Raw genomic sequence first — 2,503 nt, 5'->3', positions numbered from 1 at the left:
TCGTAAAACAGCGCGCCTTGAGCCACCTGCCTCGGTCCCATCATCATCAAGCCCTCCACTCTCAAATCGAGTGAATCAGGGCTTCGGCAACCAATCAACTGACTTTTTCAACAGTATCTCCGCACTGTACCAGTTCGACCAAGGCGCAGCGAAAGTCCGCAGTCCCTGTGCCAGCCGTTCGTGACCAGAGCAGCTCACAGCGGTTGAGAACCCAAGTGGTCCGTCCGGAAGCGCGGTGCAAACGCGGGTTTTTTGCGCAATATCTGCACCAAGGCATGCGCGGCTTGGTTCCCCATCCCGCCTTTGTTAGAAAAAACGGATATTCCGACGCCAGAACGACCCTGACATCGGGTGCACAATTGTGCCCATTTCCGCGCGCGACAGAAGGCGGGGGCGCATGCCATTCTGTCCGCGCAGCGACTCCCTGCCGTTCTTTGAAACTGTAAATCCGTGAAACGGGCCGGGCGTGACGTTACGGTCGAGGCGTCAGGCGCTTCTCGCAGGCAATTGCCCGGCCCCTTTTCACCAGCAGGCGCGCACCTGATCGCGCAGGACGGCATAGTCGCTGAGCATCCGGACCACGACCGCGCCCTCAGGCAAGGCTTTGATCTCCGCAGCGGCACGCGCCTGGTCGGCGGGGCTATACGGCACCACGGGCGGACATGACACGCCTGCATCAGAACCGCCCATCGCGCAGCCGCTCAGCCAGAGCATCGCGATCAGCGGGGCGGTGGCTGGCGGCGTCCAGCATTTGGCGTTGGATGTCATGGGTCTTTTCCGATGTTGAAATGCGCTCGGCCAGCCGCCCGGCGCGTTCACCGGCGCGGCGGAAGTTCAGCAGGAACAGGGCGATGGTCAGGGCGGCCAGTGTCATGCCCAGCGCTTTGCGCGCCGGGCCGCTGGCAAGGATCGCGGCGATCCAGGTGATCATCGCTGCCCCCGCTTCCAGTCGTCCAGCCGGGCGCGGATCGTGACGGCGATGCCGATCAGGGCGATGGCGATCAGCACCCAGCGCAGGGTGTCGAGGTAGGGCACCAACGGCAGGATGGCAGATTGGGTTTCCGCGATGACGTCCTGCGCCACTTCGACACCGGCCGCGCCGACGGTGGCGATGCCCGCCGCGCCTCCGCCTTTTAGAGTGCGGCTGTCGGCCAGAACTTCGCGGGCGAGGGCCACCTCCGGCACAAAAGGCGTGGCGCGGGCCGGGAACGGTTCGCCCCAGGATCGCGCGGGCCCGAGGTCGATGTGCATGAAGCCGGAGCGCGGATAGGTGCCAAAACCCAGAAAGCCCACGGCGCGGGCGGCCTCGGCAAAGGTGGCTGGGTCGTGGTTCGCCATGGCGATGTCAAAGGCCGTGCCCAGCATGTGTTTGGAGGCCGGAGCACCGCCAACAGCGCGGTTATGGCTGGGACTGCGATAGCCAGAGCGGACGATCAGCGGCTTGCCAAGTCGGTCGCGCAGGGCCTGCAGCGTGTCCATGGCTTGGGTGTTGATCTTGATAGCGCCGGTGCCGCGACAGGCGATCTCGGCCGGCGAAAAGCTGGGCCAGCGCCAGGCGCTGTCGGGCACATCGCGGAAATGGGCGTAGGTTGTGGTCGGCATGGTTGTCTCCAGAAATGCAAAACCCGCCCCCGCGCGGCAATGCCGCGCAGACTTTAGAATCTGGCGGGCAAAGCCCGCCGGGTGGGGAGGGTCGGGGTGGTCGTTCAGGGTGTGGTAAAAGGTCAGTCGGTTCGGCCGCGCTGGAAGGCTTCGAACATCAGATCGCGCATGGCGCGGATATCCGTTTCGATCCGGGCCAGGCGGTCGGCATCAGCTTCGCGGTCCTCAGCGCGGCGGCGATCGACGCGGTCGCGCTCGAGGGACAGTTCCTTGTCCAGCCGGGCGAGCATGGCGTCATTGGTAAACGCCTTGCGCGCCACCGAAGCCAGCAGGGTGATGATGCCGCCGATCAGCGCAGTGATGGCGGCGGAAAAACCATGGTCGCGGAGGGCTTGGCCGACCTCCTGCAGAATGGTGCTGCGGTCCGTCATGGTGATGTCCTTCAATGATCCGTTACAGTGCGTTTGCCGTCGTTTCGCAGCATCGGTTTCGGCTTGCCGCTCAGCCGATCTTTGCGCCCCAGAATGAGGTATGATTTGCGGCGAAGTAGCCGTCTGCGACCCGGAAATATCCCTGCAACTCGACGGTATCGCCCGCCGTCAGCGGCACCATGGTCTGCAGCCAGAGTGCGGTGGCCAGCGAGACAGGGGTGACCGAGCACTCGCCGAACGATCCTCGGATTTCGGTCGCCCCGTTCAGCACAAGCCGCCCGCGCATGCGGGCCGAGGTGCCGGAATTGACCTTGTAGAGAAGCGTCGCGCCGAAGAGATAGGTGCTGTTGATTGCCACTGAGAATTGACCCGGCAAAGGCTAAAATTGTCACTGAGAATTGACCCATGTGCAACCTTGCCCCGGCTTGAACCAGCTGGGGGCATTTGGAGTGATCGACATGGGATTTTTG

At 63.7% G+C, this 2,503-nt stretch carries 5 protein-coding genes; all 5 read right to left on the bottom strand.

Features of this window, described 5'->3' with window-relative positions; translation table 11 throughout:
• Positions 1–522: 522 nt before the first annotated feature.
• On the bottom strand, positions 523–669 hold the full coding sequence (locus WBB85_RS11210; protein WP_432638697.1) for a hypothetical protein: 147 nt from the start codon (positions 667–669) through the stop codon (positions 523–525).
• Between the two features lie 7 nt (positions 670–676).
• Positions 677–928: a hypothetical protein gene (locus tag WBB85_RS11205; protein ID WP_432638698.1), complete on the bottom strand. Its 252-nt coding sequence runs from the start codon at positions 926–928 to the stop codon at positions 677–679.
• Positions 928–1,602, bottom strand: coding sequence for a YcbK family protein (locus tag WBB85_RS11200; RefSeq protein ID WP_432638696.1), 675 nt, complete (start codon positions 1,600–1,602; stop codon positions 928–930). Before WBB85_RS11200 ends, WBB85_RS11205 begins: the two co-directional genes overlap by 1 nt.
• Positions 1,603–1,724: 122 nt before the next feature.
• Positions 1,725–2,033 carry a hypothetical protein gene (locus tag WBB85_RS11195; RefSeq protein ID WP_432638695.1) on the bottom strand — a complete coding sequence of 103 codons (309 nt, stop codon included), beginning with the start codon at positions 2,031–2,033 and terminating at the stop codon, positions 1,725–1,727.
• A gap of 70 nt (positions 2,034–2,103) precedes the next feature.
• Complete coding sequence (locus tag WBB85_RS11190) at positions 2,104–2,391, bottom strand: hypothetical protein (protein WP_432638694.1); 288 nt, start codon at positions 2,389–2,391, stop codon at positions 2,104–2,106.
• Positions 2,392–2,503 lie beyond the last annotated feature (112 nt).

Origin of the sequence: Albidovulum sp. (assembly GCF_049646345.1) — a bacterium.
GTDB lineage: Bacteria > Pseudomonadota > Alphaproteobacteria > Rhodobacterales > Rhodobacteraceae > Albidovulum.
Note: the sequence above shows the minus strand (reverse complement) of the source record. Positions and strands in the feature narration are given on the sequence as shown.

Bases quoted from the DNA above. Each gene is read 5' to 3' on its own strand.
- WBB85_RS11200 (WP_432638696.1), bottom strand. From the start codon at position 1,602: ATGCCGACCACAACCTACGCCCATTTCCGCGATGTGCCCGACAGCGCC.
- WBB85_RS11195 (WP_432638695.1), bottom strand. From the start codon at position 2,033: ATGACGGACCGCAGCACCATTCTGCAGGAGGTCGGCCAAGCCCTCCGC.